We start from the raw sequence: 392 nt of genomic DNA, 5'->3' as shown, positions 1-392 counted from the left end.
AATCGCCAGGAGTCACACACTGACGTGGTATTTCATCAGTTCCGAAGTGATGTGCAATCATAATTATCTCCATTTTTACAAATGAACTTTGTTGATGCGGTGTCTGGTGCCTCCAGGTGACTGCAACCAGTTAACAATTACAGTCGGCTTTCCCACCCAAACCAATAAGGACTAACATGACTTTTAACTGTGCCACGTGCGCTTAGCCGCATTCACCGCATCACAAAATTCACTTTAAAAAGGGCGGACATCAGCCGAACTTCAAGAAAAAAACTGATGCCGCCAGGACTACACACAGCAATGTCGTTATTTACAACCGGAGGCGCACTCCCACCATTTAAATTTAACAGACAAGACCGACTCTTTATGGATATCGGAAATGCGCCTTCGTG

At 44.9% G+C, this 392-nt stretch carries 1 protein-coding gene and 1 pseudogene; both read right to left on the bottom strand.

Going from position 1 to position 392, the window contains the following annotated elements; all coding sequences use genetic code 11:
- A pseudogene (gene kilR, locus AC0L3J_RS37590) lies at nucleotides 1-61 on the bottom strand (killing protein KilR); the annotation flags it as partial.
- Nucleotides 62-212: 151 nt separating this feature from the next.
- Nucleotides 213-392 (bottom strand): hypothetical protein (locus AC0L3J_RS37585; protein WP_207343244.1); only part of this gene is annotated, 180 nt, incomplete at its 5' end.

This window comes from Bradyrhizobium sp. Kon37, from assembly GCF_055807535.1.
The sequence above is the reverse complement of the archived record's forward strand: the minus strand, read 5'-3'. Positions and strand labels throughout refer to the sequence as shown.